Raw genomic sequence first — 18,128 nt, forward strand, 5'->3', positions numbered from 1 at the left:
CGTGCCGCCGTGGTTCACGCCGGGTAGCGGCGCGGCGTGTAGACCCCCGTCGTCCCGTCCGGGCGGGCGTACGTGCGAGTCGTCGACGCGCCGACGATCAGCATCGTGCGCACGTCGACGATCTCCGGGTCGAGGTCGCCCAGCGCCACGATCCGCACCGCCTCGGTCGGGCCGCCGACGTCCCGCGCCACCACGACCGGCGTCGCCGGGTCGCGGTGTTCGAGGAACAGGTCGCGGGCATCCGCGACTTGGTGACGGCGGGTCTTCGACGCGGGGTTGTAGATCGCGACCGCGAGGTCGGCCTGCGCGGCGGCGGTCAGGCGGCGGGCGATGACGTCCCACGGCTTGAGCCGGTCGGACAAGCTGATCACCGCAAAGTCGTGCCCCAGGGGCGCACCGGCCCGCGACGCGACGGCCTGCATCGCCGACAGTCCGGGCACCACGCGCACCGGCACGGGGCTCTTCGTCTCGTCCGCGGCTTCCAGCACCGCCGACGCCATCGCGAACACCCCGGCGTCGCCGCTCGACACCACGGCCACGCGGGCACCCGCCTCGGCGAGCGCCAGCGCGTGCCGGGCGCGCTCCGCCTCGACGCGGTTGTCGGTGAGGTGCCGGCGCTGCCCGGGGCGGGGCGATACGCGGGAGACGTACGGGCCGTACCCGACCAGGTCGTCCGCGGCGGCCAACGCGGCATGCGCCTCCGGCGTCAGCCACGCCGGGCCGGCCGGGCCGAGGCCGACGACGTCGACCGAGCCGAGGACGCCGGTGGGCGCGGGGACCGCGTACTCCGCCACCGGCTCGACCGGCGTACGGTTCGTCGCGAACGGCGTGCCCGGCGACGCCGACGGGGCCACCACGAGGGCGAAGTAGGGGACGGACTCGGCTGCCACGTCCGGGAGTTGCTCGATCCGCTGGCGATCGGTCGTGGCCCGCTCCACGTACCACGTCCGTTCGGCGATCCCGGCTTCCTCGAACGCGGCCCGCACGTCCGGGAAATGCCGCTTGCCGAGCTTGATGACCGCCGCCGAGTCCGACGTGCGCAGCCGGGCCGCGAGCACCTCCGCGGGCAGCGTGCCCGGGAGGATCGTCAGCACCTCGTCGTGCTGCACCAGCGGCCGCCCGAGCACCGCGGCCGCGCCGCTGACCGACGTGACACCCGGCACGACCTCGGCGGAATAGCGGTCGGCCAGCCGCTCGTGCCAGTACATGTACGAGCCGTAGAAGAACGGATCGCCCTCGCACAGCACCGCCACGTCGCGCCCCGCATCGAGGTGCGCGGCGATCTCGGCGGCGGTGGTGTCGTAGAACTCGGCGAGGGCGCCGTCGTAGCCGCCCGGGTGGTCCGTCGTGCCGGTGGTCACCGGGTACTCCAGCGGCAGCCGAACCTGACCGTCGTTCAGGTAGCGACCCGCGATGGTGATCGCGACCCCCGGGGCGCCCTTCTTGACCGGGTACGCCACGACGTCCGCGGACGTGATGATCCGGTGCGCCTTGAGCGTCATCAACTCCGGGTCGCCGGGTCCGAGTCCGACACCGTACAACCGCCCGGTCGGCGGCACGGCGGAAACGGGGGCGGGCGGGGCGGACTCGGTCACAGGGGTCTCCGGGGTCGAGCGGGGGACGTGGGGGAGTGGGGGAACGTGGGGGCTTCGCCGTACGTGGACAACAGCTAGGTGGACAGCACCGCAGGTTGCGCTACCGGCGGCCTATTCCTTCTCGCTCGCCATCGCGTTGAGCGCGGCGGCCGCCATCGCGCTGCCGCCGCGGCGGCCGTGTACGACCAAGTACGGGATGTCGCCGGCGCGTTCGGCCAGTGCCTGCTTGGACTCGGCGGCGCCGATGAAGCCCACCGGAACGCCGACGATCGCGGCGGGCTTCGGCGCGCCCGCGTCGAGGAGTTCGAGCAGCCGGAACAGCGTCGTCGGCGCGTTGCCGACGGCGACGACGGCGCCGTCGAGGTCGTCGCCCCACAGGTCGACGGCCGCCGCACTGCGGGTCGTCGCCTGCGCCGCGGCGAGTTCCGGCACGCGCGGGTCGGACAGCAGGCACTTGACGTCGTTGTCCCGCGGCAGCCGCGCGCGCGTCACACCCGAGGCCACCATCTGCGCATCGCACAGGATCGTCGCCCCACCGCGCAGCGCGGCACTCGCCGCCCGCGCGACGTCCGGGTGGAACCCGATGTCCTGCGGAAGATCGGTCATGCCGCACGCGTGGATCATGCGGACGACGACCCGCGACACGTCCTCGGGAAACCGCGCGAGGTCGGCCTCGGCCCGAATCGTCGCGAACGAACGGCGGTAGATCTCGGCGCCGTCTTTGATCCAGTCGTCCACGGGCGGCCTTTCGGGGGAGACAGAAGCGGGGAGTGGGAGTGGAGTGGCGGAGTGCAGTGGTCAGTCGGAAGGAAGCACGACGGTTGCAGCCGACACCGACTCCGCCCGATCCACGGCGGGTTCGGCGGGGCGGGGGCAAGGGGCGTGGGTGAGGGGCGCCTTCGGCGCAGGGTCGGCGTGCGGGGGCGAGCCCGAGGGTGACGTGCCGGCAAGCACGGCGGCGGCGATGCCGACTGCGGCGCTGACGGCCCCGGAGATCTCCGCCGATGCGCCGACGATCGTCACGTCGGTGGTGCTGCCGTGGGCCAGCGCGGTCGCCGCTCCGGCGGGTCGTCCGCATGCCCGTTCACAGGCGGCGAAGTGGACCGCGGCGCGGCGAAGTTCCTGTCTGCCGGGTGTTTCCCGACGGGGCTCGTGGACTGCCGCGCCCACGGTCTCGGCGAACGCCCGCGCCAGCCCCCGCACATCCGCGTCCGCCCGTCGGCACTCACCGACGCCGCTGCAGGCGCTGACGTCGCGCCAGGGCGAGTCGGGGTCGGCAGGCACGTCGATCGCGGCCAGCGCGGCGACGACGTCGGCTACTCGTGAGGCCGACACGTCGCCGATGACGATGCCGCGCCACGGGGAGACCCGGAGGCGACCGCGATCCGAGCCGACCGCGTCGTCCGCAAGGTCGGCCAGCACGGTCAGTTGCCGGGCCGCCAAGCGGCCGAGGGGGACGAGAGCGGAGACCGCGTAGCGGCCGTCGGCCTGCCGGTGCGGACCGAGCCTCGGGTCTGCGCGTCGCGGCTTGGCCACCGTGGCGGTCCCGCCCAACTCGCGTGCCAACTCCTCGGGTCCCCCGGGTAGTTCGCGGACATGCCACGCGCCGTTCCCGGCGGCGGCACGCAGCTGCAGGAAGGCCCGCGCTGCCGAGAGGGCCAAGCCTGGTGCTTCGGCGGCGGTCGCGCGCAGCCCGGTGTCCGTTCCCGTCACCCACAAGGCGACGGTGTCAGGGCCGACCGCCACCAGGGCGACGTCGTGCCGGCGGGTCGCCACCGCGAACCCCCCGTCGTCGACGGAAAACAGGAACCTGCCGGGCAGCGCGGCGAGTTCGGGATCCCCGCATAGTGCGGAGTCCAGGCGGGCGACGATCGCTTCGCCGTCGACCAGCGCGCCCGGGTCCCGGCCCGCGAACGGCGACGCGACGATGTTCCGGACCCGGTCGTGAGTCGGCGACGGCAGCAGCCCGGCGGCGGCGAGGCGCGGCGCGAGGGCGGTGACGCCGTCAGGGGTGAGCCCGCGGATCTGGACGTTGGCGCGGACGGTCAGGTCGACGTGGCCCTTGCCCAGCGCGTCGGCACACGCGCCGAGCGTGCGCGCCGCGGCGGGGGTGAGCCGTCCGCCGGGGAGGCGGACGCGGGCGATCAGTCCGTCGTCGGCGGGCGCGGCGTCGAGCGCGCCGGGGCAGGCGTCGGCGCGGTCGCGGACCACGGGCGTGCCGTCCATGCGCTGCTCCCTCCGGTGTGCGGTGCGCGCCTTCGCGTCGAAGGCTTCCGACGCCCGGCCCGGATCACCGGGTGGCGGGCTACATGCAACACTGTTGCATATGGACCCCGCATCGCCACACCCCACCCCGGCGCAAACCGTCGACGAAGCGGTCCGCCGGATTCGCGCCCACGGCGAGCGGGTCACCGTCGCTCGCACGGCGGTTCTGCGGGTGCTGGCCGACCCGTCGGCTCCCGGCTACCTCACCGCGGACGGCATCTTCGCCGAGGTCAACCGTGCGGCGCCGGGCGTGCACCGCACGACGATCTACCGCGCGCTGGACGCGCTCGAACGGCTGGGGCTGGTCGTCCAGACGCGCATGGGCCAGGACGCGGCGGCCTACCGGCTGGCCGGCGAACTGACGGGGGAAGACGAGACCTTCGTCCACGTCCGCTGCAACGTCTGCGGGACGGTGACACGGGCCGCGGGAGACCTGCTCGACGACGCGGCCAAGCGCCTGGCGGACGATGCGGGGTTCAGGCTGGACCCGATGGGGGTGGCGCTGACGGGAGTGTGTGCGAGTTGCGCGACGACCCCCGCCAGCAGACGTGCTACGCCTTAGGAGACAGAGCCGCGCAGCGCGATCCAGCGGTGGGGCCGGCCGGTGACTTTGGCGATGGTCTCGAAATCGGCGTCGTAGTGCAGCAGCGTCAGCCCGAGGAGCTGGGCGGTCGCTGCGACCAGCAGGTCCACGACGCCGGGGCCCTGATGCCAACTGCGCTCACGCAGCATGCCCTGGACCTGCTTGGCTCGTCTCACAACACCGTCGGGATCGATGGTCCATGTGAGCGCATTCAGCAGATCGCGTTCCACGAACGCCGGATGGGCGCGGTCGCTCATGCCGTGGACGAGTTCGAGTTGGGTATATCCGCTGACGCCGACCCGACCCTTTTCGACTACCTCGTTCCACTCGCGTGCAACTGCTGCATTGCGGACGGGCCGGTGGCAGGCGCTCGCGTCGATCAAGTAGCTCTCGCTCACGCCGGCCGCTTCTCCCGGACGTTCTCCGTGAACAGGTCGCCATCGGCCGCCATCTGCTGCATCCGCTGCAAGGCGGCGCGGCGCTGGTACACGGCGCCGATGGCCACGGTCACGGCCTCGAGCAGCGTCTCCTCGTTGCCCTCGGTGCGCATCAACGACTTTGCTTCCGCCAAGACCGCCTCGTCGATGCGAACGCTGATTTCAACTTCGGCCAACGGCCCCTCCATGTCACAACCGGTGCGGCTCCCACCACAGACCGTAGCAACTTTCAGGCGTGCCCCAAACCATGATGTTGCTGCTCGCTCACCGTCACGCTCAATCCGGTGAGCCATGCGGCCAGTTCGGCCCGGCCGGACATCGCCGTCCCGCACAGTGCGGCGACCTGGGCGTCCGACAGGCGGTTCGGGGTGTCGACGGTCATACGGGCGAGTTCGTTGACGACGGCGAGCAGGCGTTCCGCGTCCGTGTGGTCGAGAAATGTCGCCGACGCGTGGCGGCTCAGGGTGGTCGATCCGGGCATTGGACGTCTCCCTCGATGGCGCTGGAGTTGCCCCTCGCTCCACGCTACGCCGATCGGGGGACCGCGGCTCTGCGGTGGCGGCCCGCTAACCTTGCCCCGGTGCGGCGCAGGAGCCGCGGTTTCCCAGGGTGAAGGCGGTGTCACGGTGGGTCCGGTGGTTCTCGGGATCGAGACGTCGTGCGACGAGACCGGGGTCGGGCTGGTCCGGGACGGGGTCGTGCTCGGGCAGGCGGTCGCGTCGAGCATGGACGAGCACGCCCGGTTCGGCGGTGTCGTGCCGGAGATCGCCGCCCGCGCGCACCTGCACTCCGTCACCCCGGTGGTCCGTGCCGCGCTCGCCGACGCCGGTGTCACGCTCGCTGACGTCGGTGCGATCGCCGTCACCGCCGGCCCGGGTCTGGCCACCGCACTGCAGGTCGGGGTCGCCGCCGCGAAGGCCTACGCGCTGGCGCTGAACGTGCCGCTGTACGGCGTCCACCACCTCGCCGGGCACGTCGCCGCCGCCACGCTCGACGGCGAACCGCTGCCGAACCCGTCGATCGTGCTGATCGTCTCCGGCGGCCACACCTCGCTCCTCTACGTCCGCGACCTCGCCACCGACCCGATCGAGCACCTCGGCGACACCGTCGACGACGCCGCGGGGGAGTGCTTCGACAAGGCCGCGCGCGTGCTCGGGCTGCCGTACCCCGGCGGCCCGAACGTCGACCGGGCCGCCAAGACCGGCAATGCCAAGGCGGTCGCCTTCCCGCGGCCGATGACCGGGCCGCGCGACGCCGCGTTCGGGTTCTCGTTCTCCGGGCTCAAGACCGCCGCGGCGCGGTGGGCCGAGGCGGAGCGGCGTGCCGGGCGCGAACCCGCCGTCGCGGACGCCGCCGCGTCGCTGCAGGAGGCCATCGCGGACGTGCTGACCCGCAAGGCCGTGGCAGCCTGCCGGGCCCGCGGGGTCGACACCCTCGTCGTGGTCGGCGGGGTCGCGGCGAACTCGCGGGTGCGGTCGCTGGCCGAGGAGCGCTGTGCGGCCGCCGGGATCACGCTGCGCGTGCCGCCGCTGCGGCTGTGCACCGACAACGGGGCGATGACCGCCGCCGTCGGCGACCTGCTGATCCGGGCCGGACGCCCGCCCGCGCCGCTCGATCTGACGATCGACCCGTCCGCGCCGCTCGTCGACGCCCTGCTCCAGCCGCGTCCCGTCGGCCTGCGCGCCGCGAGCTAGCAGCCGTGCGCGCGGACTGGAAGCCGCCGCGGGCTTTCCGCAACACGATCAGCAGCCTGTACGGAGCCGAAGGCCGGGCCTGGCTGGCCGGGCTGCCCGAGCTGGTCGGCGCGTACGCGGACGCGCACGGGTTGACCGTCGGCGAGCCCTATCCGCTCTCCTACAACTTCGTCGCCTCCGCCGACGCGGCCGACGGCACCGGCTACGTGGTCAAAGCCGCCCCGCCCGGGGCCGAGACCGCGGCGCGGGAGGCCGCCGTGCTCGCCGCCTGGCAGGGCCGCGGCGCGACGCGGCTCCACCACCACGACCCGGACGCCCGGATCATGCTGCTGGAACGCGCCGAGCCGGGGTACACCGCCGAGACGCTCGCCGACGCCACGTGGCCGCCGCGCGCCGCAGCGGTCGGCATCAAGGCGGACGACGTCGCGGCCACCCGGGCCCTGGCCGCCGCGATGCGCGGCCTGTGGCAGCCGGCCCCCGAAGCCCTCGCGGTGCCCGGCACCACCGACACCGTCCGCATCCCCGAAGTCGTCGAGTACGCCGAAGACTTCGACTGGTATGCGGACACTCACCCCACCGCCGGGCCGCTCGACCCGGACCTCTTCGCCGCCGCCCGTGGCCTTTTCCGCGACCTGGCCTCCGCCCCGTACGCCGGCCTGCTCCTGCACGGCGACCTCCACCACGGCAACCTGCTGCACGCCACCCGCGGCGGCGCCCCGACCTGGCTGGCGATCGACCCCAAGGGGCTGCGCGGCGACCCCGGGTTCGACACCGCGGTCATGCTGTGGAATCCGGGGCTGCTGCCGAGCCGCTCGACCGGCTGCGGTGCCGCGCGCATTCTCGACAGCCGGATCGGCGTGCTCGCCGAGGAACTCGACGGCGCGGTACCGGGGGCCGATCTCGGCCGCGAGATGCTGACGATGTTGGGGTTCGTCGTGGCGGTGCTGTCCGCCGTGTGGGACGTCCAGGACGACACGCTCCCCGAGTCCGGCAAGCCGGAGGTCATGCACGTCGCCTGGATGCTGTACTCGTCGCTCTGACCTCCGGCACGACCTGCCGCACGGCCCCCGCCCCCCCCGAAAGGACGCCCCTGTGACCCGCTTCGTCGCTCTGCTCCGCGGTATCAACGTCGGCGGCAAGAACAAGATCCCGATGGCGGAACTCCGCGCGATGCTCGACGGGTTGGGCTACACCGACGTCGCCACGCTGCTGCAGAGCGGCAACGCGGTCTTCGGAGCCGACGCCGCCGACCCGGCCGCGGTGTCCGCCGCCGTGGAAGCGGCGATCACCGAGACCTTCGGCGGCACGATCCGCGTCATGGTCCGCACCGGCGCCGAGATGCGCGCGGTCGTCGACGCCAACCCGCTCGACGTCGGCCACCCGTCGAAGTTCCTGGTGACGTTCTTCGCCGAGCCCGTCGACACCGCCAAGCTGGCCGACCTCGACGCCGCCGCGTACCCGCCGGACGAGATGGCCGTCATCGGCCGGGAGATCTACTACAACCTGCCGCGCGGCATCAACGAAGCCAAGCTGCCGCTCGTCGTCGAACGCAAGCTGAAGGCGGGCGGGACGGCGCGCAACTGGAACACGGTGACCAAGCTGGCGCTGATGGCCGACAACTGACCGCGAGGACTGACCGCGAGGACTGACCGCGAGGACTGACCGCACAGCAAGGCCGCTACGCCGCGAACGCCATCACCGCCATCGACGTGATCATCGCCGTCGAACACGCCGACGACACCGACGGATTCGCGCAGCCGTCGAACCGCGGACCGGATGCGGGCACGGCCGCGTAACGGCGGTACTCGGCGGTGGCCAACGCCAGGCGGGCCGCGAACCACACGGCAAGCAGCGCCGCATACGGCGGCACCCACCACGTCGAATCCGCGCCGCCCCCGTGGTGCGCGTGCCCGCCGCCGTGCACGGCCGGCATCAGGAGCGTGAGGACGCCCATCGCGTACAAGTCCAGGGCCGCGGCGGCACGGCCCGGCCCGCGCCGCGTCCCCGGACGCCCCAGCGCCCAGGCCGCGCCCACGCCGAGCAGCAGCATCCAGCCCGCCGGGCCCAGCGGATCGCGTTCGGGCAGTGCCATCGCGGCCATGGCGGCGGCCATGAACAGATGCGGCAGCCACGCCCGCACCCGCCCGCGGCGATGGAGGTACGCACCGGCCAGACCCGCGGCGGCCCCGAGCACGGCGGCCAGGCTGTGGACGTCCATGCCGGGATGCTTTCCCCGCGGACCACCGGTTTGCCCTCGAACGGGCCTAGTGAGAACCCGAATTGCCGGATTCAGCGGCGCCCCGGCCGGACCAGCCCGGTCTCGTAGGCGAACACCACCAACTGCGCGCGGTCCCGGACGGCAAGCTTCACCATGGCGCGACTGACGTGCGTCTTGGCGGTCAGCGGGCTCACCACCAACTGGTCCGCGATCTCCTCGTTCGACAGGCCTTGACCGACCAAGCCGACGACCTCGCGCTCGCGGCCGGTGAGGAGTTCCAGGCCCGGGGTCCGCGCGGGCGGGGTGGCCTGCGCGCTGTACTCCTCGATGAGGCGCCGGGTGACGCCGGGCGACAGGAGTGCGTCGCCGGAGGCCACGGAGCGTACGCCGCGCACCAGTTCGGCCGGTTCGGTGTCCTTGACCAGGAAGCCGCTGACCCCGTGCCGGAGCGCCTCGAACACGTACTCGTCGAGGTCGAACGTGGTGAGGATGATGACCCGCGTCGCGGTCAGGTCCGGGTTCGCGGTGATCCGGCGGGCCGCTTCCAGGCCGTCGACGCCCGGCATGCGGATGTCCATGAGCACGACGTCGGGCCGGTGTTCGCGGACCGCGGCGAACGCCGCCTCGCCGTCGGCGGCCTCGGCGACCACCTCCATGTCCGGCTGCGCGTCGATCAGAGCCCGGAAGCCGGCGCGGACCAGCGCCTGGTCGTCGGCGAGGACCAACCTGATCACGCGGCACCGTCTCCCTCGTGGGCGTCCGCGCGGCCGTCCCACGCGTCGCCTGCATTGTCGCCGGTGACCGGCAGCACGGCCACCACCCGGAAGCCGCCGCCGGGACGGGCGCCGCTGGACAGCGTCCCGCCGAGGGCACTTGCCCGCTCCCGCATGTTGCGCAGGCCGTGGCCGCCGGATGTGCCCGCGGCTCCGGTGGGCCCGCGCCCGTCGTCCTCCACGGCGACCCGCAGCGCGCCGCCGCCGTCCACGAGCGACAGGCGCACGGTCACGTGCGCGGCACCGGAATGCCGCACCGCGTTCGTCACCGCCTCCTGCACGATGCGGTACGCGGCCAATCCGACCGGCCCGGGCAGGTCCCGCACCGCGGGGTCGCGTTCCAGCCGCACCGCGAGATGCGCGGTCGAGGCTCGGGACACCAGATCGTCGAGGTCGGCGAGTCCTGCGGTGGGCGTACGCGGCGCCGACTCGCCCTCGCCCTTGAGGATCGCCAGCACGCCCCGGAGTTCGCCGAGCGCTTCCCGGCTCGCCTGCTTGACCGCGGTGAGCGCGGTGCGGGCCTGCTCGGGGTTCGCGTCCATCAACTCCAGGCCCACCGAGGCCTGCACGTTCATCAGCGAGATGTGGTGGGCGAGCACGTCGTGGAGTTCGCGGGCGATGCGCAGCCGCTCCTCGCCCGCGCGGCGGCGTTCGGCCTCCTCGCGGGCGGCCTGCTCCTCGGCGGCACGCTGCCGCTCGGCGGCCACGTACGCCCGCCGCACCCGCACGACCTCGCTGAACGCGGCGAGCACCATCAGCCACGCCGCGACCCCACCGGCCCAAGCCGCGCTCGGCGGCTCGTCGTCGCGCACCCACGGCACGATCCAGCCTATGACCACGTAGCCCGCGACCAGGACGACGTAGGACACCGCCCGGTAGCCGGCGGTCATCGCGGTGAACAGCGCGACGACCAGGGACAGGTACACCGGGCCGGGCGGATAGTCGCGCAGCGCGTACACCAGCGGAGGCAGCACCGACGCGATCAGCACCGGCACCGGGTAGCGGCGCCGCACGAGCAGCAGCAGCGGGCCGATGCACGCCAGCACGATCGCCAACGCGTCCAGATCGCGCAGCCCGGCGGTGTGCCGCTGGCCGCGCGCCGCACCGAACGTGCCGACGATCTGCAGGGCACCCAGGAACACGGACAGCAGCACATCGCGCGGCAGCCACGCCAGCGGCGGCGCCAAACGCGGACCGAACAGCCGCGGACCGAACAGCGGACCGCCGGCGTCGGCCGGCCCGGCACCGCCCGCAGGCCTGCCGTCCGGATCGGGTTCCGCTTCGGGGAGGACTCGGGACGTTCTGCTCACCTTCGCCACTCTAGGGCGCGCGACCTGCGGCTTCCGTCCCGCGCGCGGCGGCATCGCCCGGACTCCGCACGGCGCAGTCGGCCCGCGCGGACTGCTCCCCGGGGAGTACGCCGGACACCCTCGCGGCAGGCCCGCCGCCTCCGCCGGGAGACCGCCACGAGCCTCCCGCCGCCGGACGATTCCGCACCGCCGCACGACAAGGCTGGAGGCATCCAAGGCGACCCGGTCGCACGACCGGAATCCCGCCTCCCGCCCCCTCTCATCCGGGAGCCCTGTCATGTCCGGTACGTCTCCCCGGTACGCCGCATGCGTACGGAACGGCGTGCGCGCCTACGGCGCGGGCGCCACCGAAGTCCGCGCCCTCGACGACGTCACCGTGGGCTTCACCCCCGGCCGCTTCACCGCGGTCATGGGCCCCTCCGGGTCCGGAAAGTCCACCCTCCTGCACTGCCTCGCCGGCCTCGACACCCTCACCGGCGGCCAAGTCCTGCTCGGCGACACCGACCTCGGCACGCTGTCCGACAAGCAGCTCACCCGGCTGCGCCGCGACCGCATCGGCTTCGTGTTCCAGGCGTTCAACCTGCTGCCCACCCTCACCGCGGGCGAGAACATCACCCTGCCCGCGTCCCTCGCCGGGACCCGGCTGGACCCCGCGTGGGTCGACCGCGTAGTCGACGCGGTCGGCCTGCGCGACCGGCTCGGCCACCGGCCCGCCGAACTGTCCGGCGGCCAGCAGCAGCGCGTCGCCGTGGCCCGCGCCTTGGCCACCCGGCCCGAACTGATCCTCGCCGACGAGCCCACCGGCAACCTCGACTCCCGCAGCGGCGCCGAAGTCCTCGCACTGCTGCGGGAGTCCGTCGACACCCTCGGCCAGACCGTGCTCATGGTCACGCACGACCCGGTCGCGGCCGGCTGCGCGGACACCGTGGTGTTCCTCGCCGACGGCCGGATCGCCGACCGCATGGACGCGCCCACCCCGGACGCCGTCCTCGACCGCATGAAGGCCTTCGACGCGGTCAAGACGGGTGTGCGGTCATGAGCACCACGACACCGGGAACACCGGGAACACCGGGAACACCGACCACGGAACTTCCCCGACTCGGCCTCCGCAGGCTGACGCTGCGCAACCTCGCCGCCTACAAGCGCCGCATCGCGGGCCTGATGGTCGCGGTGCTGCTCGGCACCGCGTTCCTGTCCGGCGCGCTCATCCTGTCCGACACGCTCAAGTCGTCCATCACCGGCCTGATCCGCGACAACGGCGCGGGCACCGACGTCGTGGTCCGCAACGCCACGGACGTCACCGACCAGCCCGGCACCAACCGGGCGGGCATCCCGGCGAACGTCGCCGATGCCGTCCGCGGCGTGCCCGGGGTGGCCGCCGCCGAACCCGTCGTCGTCGGGTACGGCCAACTCGTCGGCAAGGACGGCGACATGCTCACCGGCAACGGCCCGCGCCTGGCCGGGAACTGGGTCGGCGACCCGGCGCTCAACCCGTACAAGCTGGCGAACGGCCATGCGCCGCGGACCGCGGACGAGGTCGTCGTCGACCGGGCCTCCGCCAAGCAGGGGCACCTCAAGGTCGGCGACCGCATCACCGTCCTGACGCCCGCTCCGGTGCCGGTCACCGTCGTCGGCATCGCGACGTTCGGCGACGCGGACGCGTTCGGTGGCAGCTCCTACACCGCCTTCAGCCTCGACGGCGCCCGCGCGCACATCGCCCGCGACCCCGGCCAGGTCACCTCGGTGTCGGTCAGGCTGAACGGCCAACCCGACAAGGCCGCACAGGAGTCCGCCGCGGCGGCGATCCAGCGTGTGCTGCCGCCGGGCGTGCAGGCGCTCCCGGGCAGCGAGGCGACGCAGGAGCAGGTCGACGCGGTGTCGGACGGGTTCCTCACCATCTTCCGGACGTTCCTGTCCGCGTTCGCGGCCATCGCGCTGGTCGTCGCCGCGTTCTCGATCAACCACACGTTCTCGGTGGTCACCGCGCAGCGCATGCGCGAGGCCGCGCTGCTGCGGGCGCTCGGCGCGTCGCGGCGGCAGATCCGGGCACAGGCGCTCGCCGAGGCGCTGGTGATCGGCGTGACCGCGTCGCTGCTCGGGCTGGCCGCCGGGGCAGGGCTCGCGGTCGGGCTCAAGGAACTGTTCTCCGCGTTCGGGTTCGCCTTCCCGATCAGCGGCATGACGTTCCGCGGACAGGTCGCGGCGATCGTGCTGCCCGTGGGCATCGTCGTCACGCTGGTGTCGGCGCTCGTGCCGGCCATCCGCGGCTCGCGCGTCGCGCCCATCGCGGCGCTGCGGTCGACCGCAGCGGAGGACGCGGGCATCCCGCGGCGCCGGACGGTCGGCGGGACGATCCTGCTGGCCGCGGGCATCGCGGTCGCGGCCACCGGATCGGCGGCCTTGCTGTTCGGAATCGGCGCGCTACTGTGCCTGGCGGGCGTGCTGATGGTCGCGCCGGTCGTGGTGCGGTTCCTCGGCGGGCTGCTGACCGCGCCGTTCGCCCGGATGGGCGCCGGGCCGATGCTGGCCCGCGCGAACGTGCTGCGCAGCCCGCGGCGGACGGCGGGCGCGGCGACCGCGATGGTCGTCGGTATTGCGGTGGTCACCGTCGTGGCGATCTTCGCCGCGTCGCTCAAGCAGGGCGCGGAGGGGGAGACCCGCGACACCGTGACCGGCGACTTCGTGGTCGCCACCAGTACCGCGGGCTGGGCGAGTTCCGGACACAGCCCGGAGCTGACCCGGAAGATCGCCCGACTGCCGGGCGTGGACGCGGTGGTCGGCATGCAGCGCGGCAACGCGCTCGTGGACGGGTCCAGCAAGCAGATCATGGCGGCGGACACCGGGCGGCTCGACCGCGTCCTCGATCTCGGGCTCGACGCGGGGACCGCCACCGGCCTGGGCCCGGACAAGATCGCGGTGGCGGACTCGGTGGCGTCGGACCACGGCTGGCGGGTCGGGACCGCGGTGCCGGTCGTCTACCCGGACGGCACGCGGGCGTCGCTGACCCTGGCCGGGATCTACACGCGCACGACGGTGACCGGCGACTACCTGATCGACCGTCAGGCCTGGGCGCCGCACTCGGTGGCGGACGTCGACGCGATGGCCGTGGTCGGACTCGTCGACGGGGCATCGGTCAAGCAGGTGAAGACCGAGATCACGAAGACCGCGGCGGCGTACGGCAATCCGCCGGTACGCGACCGCGACGCCTACATCGACGCGTCGCTCGCCATGGTCGACCAGTTCGTCACGGTGGTCTACGTACTGCTCGCCCTGGCGTTGCTCATCGCGCTCGGCGGCATCGCCAATACCCTCGCGCTGGCCGCCCACGAACGCCGCCGCGAACTGGGCCTGCTGCGTGCGATCGGTGCGGAACGCGGCCAGGTACGGGCCTCGTTGCGCTGGGAGTCGGCGTTCGTCGCCGTCCTCGGCGCGCTGACCGGGCTGGCGCTCGGCGCGTTCCTCGCCTGGGCGGCGGTCGGCGTGCTCGCCGGAGACCAGCCGGTGCCGTACCGCGTTCCGGCCGGGCAGCTCGCGATCCTGCTGGCCGCCGGGGCCCTGGGCGGACTGCTCGCGGGGACGCGGCCGGCGGCGCGGGCCGCCAAGCAGGACATCCTCGGCGCGGTGTCGGCACCGTAGCCGGAGGGGTGGTGCCACTAACGTCGATGCGGGCGGCCCTGATCCGGGCTGCCCGCATCGGCGTGGGAAGGCACGGTGGGCACGGTGGGTGTGGACCAGGGCGAAGGGGTCGCCGACCTCGAGGTTCCGCAGGACGTCAAGGACCTGGTGGCGGACTTCCCGGCGGCGCCGTACTCGGCCGCGGTGGTGGTCACCGACGGGGCCGGGCGTCTGGTGGTGGTGAACCCCGCGTACAAGGACGGCTGGGAACTGCCGGGCGGGATGGCCGAGGAGGGCGAGGCGCCGCACGAAAGCGCGGCCCGCGAGGTCGCCGAGGAGATCGGGCTCGACCTGCCGATCGGGCGCCTGCTGGTGTGCGACGTGACGTCGGCGGCCGTGTACGGGCGCCCGGTCCTGCACTTCGTCTTCGACACGCGTCCGCTCACCGACGCCGAGGTCCGCGACCTGCGCGCGGTCGACCTCGAACTCGTCGGCGCCGCCGCACTGCCGCCGGACGACGCCCTGGCCGCGCTCCACCCGCGCGTGGCCCGGCGGGCGGCGGTGGCGCTGGAGATGCGCGGGTCGGGCGGCACGGTCTACCTGGTGGACGGCCGCCCGACCGCGGAATGAGCAGCCTGGTCAGCCGGCGAGCGCGGCCTGGATCTCCAGCTCGATGCGCACCTTGTCGGCGATCGCGAGCGCGCCCGACGGGAGCGACATCTGCGGGCCGACGCCGAAGTCGCTGCGCAGGATGTTCGCGACCGCGCTGAAGCCGGCCTTCTCGGCGCCGGACTGCGGGTCGGTCTGGGTGCCGTTGTAGGCCAGCGTCAGCTCGACGGACTTGGTGACGCCGCGGAGCGTCAGGTCGCCGGACAGGACGTACTCGTCGCCCGCGACCTGCTTGACGCCGGTGGACGCGAAGACGACGGTCGGGTGGGCCTCGGCGTCGAAGAAGTCGGGGCTGAGGAGGTGCCCGTCGCGCATCTCGTTGAGCGTGGTGACGGACGCGATCGCGATCTCGGCGCGCACCGAGGCGGCCAGCGGGTCGTCGCCGACCGTGATCTCGCCGGAGAACTGCCCGAAGGCGCCGCGGACACCCGCGAGGCCGAGGTGCCGTACGGTGAACGAAACGGCCGAATGCACCGGGTCGACGACCCAGGTGCCGGCGGCGAGTTCGGGGCGCTGGAGAGCGGTGGTCATGCGGAACTCCCTGGAGTGATGGGGGGAAACGACGGCGCGGGCCGATGCCGGGGAGGAACCCGCAGGTGCCGGTCGTTGTGAATTCAACCATCGAGTCGTTGTGTGTTCAACAATTTGGTGGAATCTTGAGGGTGAATTCACCGGGACCGGGGCAGGCGTCACCGCCAACGGCGGGTGAACCAGGCGCGCGAGTCGGGCTGACTGACCAGGGCGATCGTGACGCCGGGGACGATCATCTGGAGGAAGGCGCCCGAGGCGCCGTTCCCCAGGGCCGACAGTGCGGCGAGCAGCATGAACGACGCCCAGGCGATGAGGCCCTTGCGTACGCCGTCGCGGCCTTTCCGGAAGCGGGCGCCGAGGGCGGTGCCGATGCCGGCGAAGAGCGCCGAACCGCAGAGTGTGCTGGCGAGAAACGGGTCGTCGCCGACGGCGAGCACGTAGATCATGGCGGCGAGGCAGACGGCGGGCAGCACGAAGAGCAGGCGCTGGGCGACGACCAAGGCGTGCGGCATTTCGGGGGCCTCGGCCGGGCGGCCCAGGGGTCTCGGGGTGGTCATCGGGCGAACATATCGACGGTTGTCTGATGCTGTGAAGATCATCTTTGCCGGGCGGTGGGCGGGTGAACTGAGTACGAGAACGGATGGATTCCGGCCGGGGCGGGTCTAGCGTCGATCGTCGTCGGCGGCGTGAGACCGCGAACGGGGGAGCGATGGGTTTCGGGTTCGGGTTGTTCCTGGTGTGGCTGATCACGATGGCCGGGAGCGTTTTCCAGTGGATGACGGCCGGGTCGGCCGGGTGGCGGGCCACGCAGGCGTGGAAGTACAAGAACCCCGACGCGGCGGAGCCGAGCGCGGCGGCCTTCACCATGCGGCGGGTGGGGGCGGTGCTCTTCGCCGTCGGGTGGACGGCAGGGTTGCTGGTGACCTACTTCGTCTTGACGTCGAAATCGGGGTCGTCGTCCTCGCCGCACCCGTGGGCGACCTAGCGCGGCTGGGCCGGGCGGGTGAACTTCCCCCCGGGGTGCGGCGATAGGGCGGATCGGAGGGGCGGTCGCCAGGCAACGATCTTGTAACGTCGACGGCCCGACATCCCCCGAAAGGAGCCGTGGCATGCGTACGCGCGGCAGGGCGGTCCTGGCCGCCGCAACGGCGGCGGTCACGCTGACCCTCGCCCACCCGGCCGGACCCGCCTGGGCAGGCAACTCCCGTGCCCAGGAACCCGGTTGGCATGTCTGGCCGCTCGGCTCCGGGCAGGACGACCAGGAACTCCGCGCGGTCGCGGCCCTCGGGCCCCGCGACGCGTGGGCGGTGGGCTATCAGGGCGACAGCGGCGGCGGACCGCCGATCGTCCAGCACTTCGACGGGACCGCATGGCGCAACGTCCCGGTGTCCGGCCACGACGGCAAGGGCCAGTTCGACGCGGTGCTGCCGGTCGGACCGCACGACGTGTGGGCGATGGGGCACTGGAACGACGCGGCCGCGTACAACGACCGGGCGCTGGCGATGCACTTCGACGGGCGGACGTGGCGTGAGACGCCGGTGCCGCCGACGCCCGCGAACGTGTCGGCCTACGCCTTCGGTGCGGCGGCGCTCGGGCCGTCGGACGTGTGGATGGTCGGTGCGACCGCGGTCGACCGCCTCGACGACGCGAAGCCCTTGGCGTACCACTGGGACGGGCAGGCGTGGACGGATGTCCCGACTCCGGACACCGGCGGCCATGCCCTGTTGTTCGCGGCCGCGCCCGACCGCGCCGGCGGCGTGTGGGCGGTCGGCGTCGCCTACGACGCGAACGGCACCGGGCGGCCGCTGGCCGAGCGCTGGGACGGCCGGGCGTGGCGGATCGTGGACGTGCCGCACGACGCCGACAAGGCGTACAGCCTCGAAGGCGTGACGGTGCTGGCTCCCGACGATGTGTGGGCGGTCGGAAGCGTGAGCACGGCGGTGGGCGCGTCGCAGCCGCTGGCCTACCACTGGGACGGCCGGACGTGGACGCGTGCCGCGATGCCCGCGGTCGACGGAACGCTGCACGGGGTGTCCGGCGAGCGCGGTGACGTGTGGGCCGTGGGCGAGCGGGCCGATGCGGCGGACAAGGCGCTGACCATGCGCTGGGACGGCCGCACGTGGCAGGAAGTCGCCGCCGCGCCGGAGACCGGAGTGTCGCTGTTCTCGGTGGCCGTGGTGCCGGGCGCCCGGCCGGGACGGGCCTCGGTGTGGGCGGTGGGATCGACCTTGCCGAGTCTGCAACTGCCGTGGCACGCGGTCATCGAGGGCTTCGGCGCGGCCCCGGCGTCGGGGCCGATGGTGTCGGCGCCCACCGGGACCGGGACCGGCAGCGCGACCGGGACCACGGTGCGGGCGGCGCAGCGCGCGGGCCGGGTGGCCGTCGGGCGCTGACGCTTCGGCGGTATCGCTCGAACGGTCCGGTTTGAGGTGCGGGGC

The 18,128-nt window shown here is 73.4% G+C and carries 20 protein-coding genes; 9 read left to right on the top strand and 11 right to left on the bottom strand.

The features are described 5' to 3' along the window. Positions 1 to 14: 14 nt before the first annotated feature. The 3 genes from ACPA54_RS21615 to cobG form a co-directional block, all read right to left on the bottom strand. Positions 15 to 1,595, bottom strand: coding sequence for a precorrin-2 C(20)-methyltransferase (locus ACPA54_RS21615; RefSeq protein WP_423532196.1), 1,581 nt, complete (start codon positions 1,593 to 1,595; stop codon positions 15 to 17). 111 nt (positions 1,596 to 1,706) lie between these two features. Next, the gene (locus ACPA54_RS21620; RefSeq protein ID WP_423532198.1) at positions 1,707 to 2,333 is read right to left on the bottom strand and encodes a precorrin-8X methylmutase; all 627 of its coding nucleotides are present in this window, start codon (positions 2,331 to 2,333) and stop codon (positions 1,707 to 1,709) included. A 60-nt stretch (positions 2,334 to 2,393) separates the two neighbouring features. Further along, positions 2,394 to 3,821 carry a precorrin-3B synthase gene (gene cobG, locus ACPA54_RS21625; protein WP_423532200.1) on the bottom strand — a complete coding sequence of 476 codons (1,428 nt, stop codon included), beginning with the start codon at positions 3,819 to 3,821 and terminating at the stop codon, positions 2,394 to 2,396. A 100-nt stretch (positions 3,822 to 3,921) separates the two neighbouring features. Here cobG and ACPA54_RS21630 point away from each other — a divergent pair, with 100 nt between their 5' ends. Next, positions 3,922 to 4,422: a Fur family transcriptional regulator gene (locus ACPA54_RS21630; protein ID WP_423532202.1), complete on the top strand. Its 501-nt coding sequence runs from the start codon at positions 3,922 to 3,924 to the stop codon at positions 4,420 to 4,422. Here ACPA54_RS21630 and ACPA54_RS21635 read toward each other — a convergent pair. From ACPA54_RS21635 to ACPA54_RS21645, 3 genes are read right to left on the bottom strand one after another with little or no spacing between them, the layout of a single operon-like run. Further along, entirely contained in the window at positions 4,419 to 4,841 is a 423-nt protein-coding gene (locus ACPA54_RS21635) for a PIN domain-containing protein (RefSeq protein WP_423532204.1), read from the bottom strand. The two genes, ACPA54_RS21630 and ACPA54_RS21635, sit on opposite strands and share 4 nt — an antisense overlap. After that, complete coding sequence (locus ACPA54_RS21640; RefSeq protein WP_423532206.1) at positions 4,838 to 5,056, bottom strand: hypothetical protein; 219 nt, start codon at positions 5,054 to 5,056, stop codon at positions 4,838 to 4,840. The genes ACPA54_RS21635 and ACPA54_RS21640 overlap by 4 nt, the downstream gene beginning before the upstream one ends. 53 nt (positions 5,057 to 5,109) lie before the next feature. Next, positions 5,110 to 5,361: a hypothetical protein gene (locus ACPA54_RS21645; protein ID WP_423532208.1), complete on the bottom strand. Its 252-nt coding sequence runs from the start codon at positions 5,359 to 5,361 to the stop codon at positions 5,110 to 5,112. 154 nt (positions 5,362 to 5,515) lie between these two features. Here ACPA54_RS21645 and tsaD point away from each other — a divergent pair, with 154 nt between their 5' ends. Genes tsaD through ACPA54_RS21660 form a run of 3 tightly spaced genes read left to right on the top strand, consistent with a single transcriptional unit; the run spans position 5,516 to position 8,197 of the window. After that, complete coding sequence (gene tsaD / locus ACPA54_RS21650; protein ID WP_423532209.1) at positions 5,516 to 6,574, top strand: tRNA (adenosine(37)-N6)-threonylcarbamoyltransferase complex transferase subunit TsaD; 1,059 nt, start codon at positions 5,516 to 5,518, stop codon at positions 6,572 to 6,574. Positions 6,575 to 6,579: 5 nt separating this feature from the next. Beyond that, on the top strand, positions 6,580 to 7,614 hold the full coding sequence (locus ACPA54_RS21655) for an aminoglycoside phosphotransferase family protein (RefSeq protein WP_423532211.1): 1,035 nt from the start codon (positions 6,580 to 6,582) through the stop codon (positions 7,612 to 7,614). 52 nt (positions 7,615 to 7,666) lie between these two features. Then, entirely contained in the window at positions 7,667 to 8,197 is a 531-nt protein-coding gene (locus tag ACPA54_RS21660) for a DUF1697 domain-containing protein (RefSeq protein ID WP_423532213.1), read from the top strand. 55 nt (positions 8,198 to 8,252) lie between these two features. Here ACPA54_RS21660 and ACPA54_RS21665 read toward each other — a convergent pair whose 3' ends face one another. The 3 genes from ACPA54_RS21665 to ACPA54_RS21675 form a co-directional block, all read right to left on the bottom strand. Next, positions 8,253 to 8,792 (bottom strand): DUF5134 domain-containing protein, encoded by a 540-nt coding sequence (locus tag ACPA54_RS21665; RefSeq protein ID WP_423532215.1) that lies wholly within the window; start codon positions 8,790 to 8,792, stop codon positions 8,253 to 8,255. A gap of 71 nt (positions 8,793 to 8,863) precedes the next feature. After that, on the bottom strand, positions 8,864 to 9,526 hold the full coding sequence (locus ACPA54_RS21670; protein ID WP_423532217.1) for a response regulator transcription factor: 663 nt from the start codon (positions 9,524 to 9,526) through the stop codon (positions 8,864 to 8,866). Continuing rightward, a complete protein-coding gene (locus tag ACPA54_RS21675; protein ID WP_423532219.1) occupies positions 9,523 to 10,875 on the bottom strand; it encodes a sensor histidine kinase in 1,353 nt (450 codons plus the stop codon). The genes ACPA54_RS21670 and ACPA54_RS21675 overlap by 4 nt, the downstream gene beginning before the upstream one ends. 277 nt (positions 10,876 to 11,152) lie before the next feature. On the opposite strand from ACPA54_RS21675, the gene ACPA54_RS21680 reads away from it, so the two are divergent. The 3 genes from ACPA54_RS21680 (at position 11,153) to ACPA54_RS21690 (ending at position 15,120) form a co-directional block, all read left to right on the top strand. Beyond that, the gene (locus tag ACPA54_RS21680) at positions 11,153 to 11,914 is read left to right on the top strand and encodes an ABC transporter ATP-binding protein (RefSeq protein WP_423532221.1); all 762 of its coding nucleotides are present in this window, start codon (positions 11,153 to 11,155) and stop codon (positions 11,912 to 11,914) included. Beyond that, a complete protein-coding gene (locus ACPA54_RS21685; RefSeq protein WP_423532223.1) occupies positions 11,911 to 14,511 on the top strand; it encodes an FtsX-like permease family protein in 2,601 nt (866 codons plus the stop codon). The genes ACPA54_RS21680 and ACPA54_RS21685 overlap by 4 nt, the downstream gene beginning before the upstream one ends. A gap of 84 nt (positions 14,512 to 14,595) precedes the next feature. Next, positions 14,596 to 15,120, top strand: a complete 525-nt coding sequence (locus ACPA54_RS21690) for an NUDIX domain-containing protein (RefSeq protein WP_423532224.1) — start codon at positions 14,596 to 14,598, stop codon at positions 15,118 to 15,120. 9 nt (positions 15,121 to 15,129) lie between these two features. Here the strand turns inward: ACPA54_RS21690 and ACPA54_RS21695 are convergent, their stop codons facing one another. Together ACPA54_RS21695 and ACPA54_RS21700 are read right to left on the bottom strand one after the other, a co-directional pair. Further along, entirely contained in the window at positions 15,130 to 15,690 is a 561-nt protein-coding gene (locus ACPA54_RS21695; RefSeq protein WP_345675054.1) for a YceI family protein, read from the bottom strand. Between the two features lie 158 nt (positions 15,691 to 15,848). After that, positions 15,849 to 16,247 (bottom strand): hypothetical protein, encoded by a 399-nt coding sequence (locus tag ACPA54_RS21700; RefSeq protein ID WP_423532226.1) that lies wholly within the window; start codon positions 16,245 to 16,247, stop codon positions 15,849 to 15,851. Between the two features lie 152 nt (positions 16,248 to 16,399). On the opposite strand from ACPA54_RS21700, the gene ACPA54_RS21705 reads away from it, so the two are divergent. Together ACPA54_RS21705 and ACPA54_RS21710 are read left to right on the top strand one after the other, a co-directional pair. After that, positions 16,400 to 16,675 carry a DUF6199 family natural product biosynthesis protein gene (locus ACPA54_RS21705; protein ID WP_423532228.1) on the top strand — a complete coding sequence of 92 codons (276 nt, stop codon included), beginning with the start codon at positions 16,400 to 16,402 and terminating at the stop codon, positions 16,673 to 16,675. 124 nt (positions 16,676 to 16,799) lie between these two features. Further along, positions 16,800 to 18,083 carry a hypothetical protein gene (locus ACPA54_RS21710; RefSeq protein ID WP_423532230.1) on the top strand — a complete coding sequence of 428 codons (1,284 nt, stop codon included), beginning with the start codon at positions 16,800 to 16,802 and terminating at the stop codon, positions 18,081 to 18,083. Positions 18,084 to 18,128: the final 45 nt, after the last annotated feature.

The sequence above is a fragment of the Uniformispora flossi genome (genome assembly GCF_049534875.1).
In the GTDB taxonomy this organism is placed as follows: domain Bacteria; phylum Actinomycetota; class Actinomycetes; order Streptomycetales; family Streptomycetaceae; genus Yinghuangia; species Yinghuangia aomiensis.